This window comes from Kitasatospora sp. NPDC091257 (assembly GCF_044757675.1).
In the GTDB taxonomy this organism is placed as follows: Bacteria; Actinomycetota; Actinomycetes; order Streptomycetales; family Streptomycetaceae; genus Kitasatospora; species Kitasatospora lactacystinica.
This window is the reverse complement of record NZ_JBIVVI010001585.1, coordinates 1-1,682: the sequence shown is the minus strand read 5'-3', so window position 1 is coordinate 1,682 and position 1,682 is coordinate 1. Positions and strand designations below refer to the sequence as shown.

Annotated in this window: 2 protein-coding genes and 1 tRNA gene; 1 reads left to right on the top strand and 2 read right to left on the bottom strand. The window is 72.8% G+C overall.

Annotated features, from left to right (window positions below):
• Positions 1-38: 38 nt before the first annotated feature.
• Positions 39-593 (bottom strand): GNAT family N-acetyltransferase, encoded by a 555-nt coding sequence (locus tag ACIQOV_RS40495; protein ID WP_380550310.1) that lies wholly within the window; start codon positions 591-593, stop codon positions 39-41.
• 75 nt (positions 594-668) lie between these two features.
• Here ACIQOV_RS40495 and ACIQOV_RS40490 point away from each other — a divergent pair, with 75 nt between their 5' ends.
• The gene (locus ACIQOV_RS40490) at positions 669-1,274 is read left to right on the top strand and encodes a TetR/AcrR family transcriptional regulator (protein WP_380550313.1); all 606 of its coding nucleotides are present in this window, start codon (positions 669-671) and stop codon (positions 1,272-1,274) included.
• Between the two features lie 302 nt (positions 1,275-1,576).
• Here the strand turns inward: ACIQOV_RS40490 and ACIQOV_RS40485 are convergent.
• Positions 1,577-1,652, bottom strand: a tRNA-Arg gene (locus ACIQOV_RS40485).
• Positions 1,653-1,682: the final 30 nt, after the last annotated feature.

Here is a 1,682-nt window from a genome sequence, read left to right as displayed (position 1 = left end):
GGAGGTGTCCACCGGGCCCCGCCGCTTTCGCGGGCGGCTCAGCCCTGGGCGGCGGCCGTCCACTCGGAGGCCAGGATGGCCCAGATCTCCTTGTCGTAGCGGACCCCGTTGTACGGGTACCACTCGCGCAGCACGCCGTCGCGGGTCATGCCGACCCGCTCGGCGACGGCCCGGCTGCGGGCGTTGACGGAGGAGCACCACCACTCGGCGCGGTGCATTCCGCGGGTGGCGAAGGCGTAGTCGAGCAGCAGCTTGACGGCGGCGGTGATCAGCCCGTGGCCCTCGCCGGCCGGTTCCGTCCAGGCGCCGATCTCGCAGACGCCGGACCGGGCGTCGAAGCTCACGAACATCACGCCGCCGACCAGCGTGCCGTCCAGCCAGATGCCGTAGATCCGCTTCTGGTCGGCGTTCAGGCCGTCGGAGTAGCGCTGGAGGGTGGCGCGGGCGGAGTCCAGGTCGACCGAGAAGGTCGCCCAGGGGATCCACGGGTCGGTGTGGGCGCGGGCGCGGTCGAGGTGGGTCAGGAACTCGGGGGCCTGCCAGGGCTCCAGCGGGCGCAGTTCGGCGTTCTCGGTGAGCGGTACGGCAAACACGGGCGGCCTTTCACGGGTGGTGCTGAGGTTGGCGGAACCATTCATAACAAACGTTTGGTATGTACGATAGCCCCCATGACACCGGCCCGTGGAGACCATGACGCCCGACGCTCGGATGTTTCCGAGGGGGTGTGGCGGGTGCTCTCCACCCGGGGCTTCGAGGGGCTGACCCTGCGCGCGGTGGCCGCCGAACTGGGTGCCTCCACCGGGATGCTGACGCACTACTTCCCGAACAAGCGGGCGCTGCTCAGCCATGCGCTGGAGGAGCTGGACCGGCGCTCGCTGGCCCGGCCCCGGCGCACCGCCCCGGCCGACGGCCAGCCGCCGGCCGGGCTGGCCCGGGTGCGGGCCTCGCTCCTGGACGTGCTGCCGCTGGACGGCGAGGCCGCGGCCGACAACCGGATCTGGGTCGGCTCCTGGGACCACGCCCTGGCCGACCCGGAGCTGGCGGCCGCGCACGCGGGCCGCTACGCGCGCTCGCGCACCGCGCTCACGGCGCACGTCGCGGACGCCCAGCGGCTGGGGGAGCTCCCGGCGCAGGCCGACCCGGCGGCGCTCGCCGCGGGGGCGCAGGCCTTCGTGCTGGGTCTGGTGGTGCAGGCGCTGTTCGCTCCGGAGGAGTTCCCCGCGGAGCGGCAGGCGGAGCTGCTGGACGCCTATCTGGCCGGGCTGGCGGGCTAGGCGGGTCCGAGCCGGAGTGCGCCGGTCCGGTCCGGTCCGGTCGGATCGGATCGGGTCCGGTCCGACCGGCTCGGCCGTCGGGGACGGCGCGTGCTCCGACGCGTGCGGGGCGGGGGATTCACCGGGAATTCCGGTTGTTCCGATTGACCCCGTTTTCGGTCCTGTTTCACGGCGGCCGCGATACGCATCGTCACGAGTTCTGCGCGAAGGGTGCGCGGAACGGTTGGTGTACGGGATGACCGGGTGGTCCGGAACGGACACGGATGGTGTCCGCCGGAGCGGTGGCCTGCGGAATTGCCGGATGGTGCCCCCAGCAGGATTCGAACCTGCGACCTACCGCTTAGAAGGCGGGTGCTCTATCCGCTGAGCTATGGGGGCGGGACGGGCGGCGCCCTGGCGGGCGCGACC

Bases quoted from the DNA above. Each gene is read 5' to 3' on its own strand.
- ACIQOV_RS40490 (WP_380550313.1), top strand. From the start codon at position 669: ATGACACCGGCCCGTGGAGACCATGACGCCCGACGCTCGGATGTTTCC.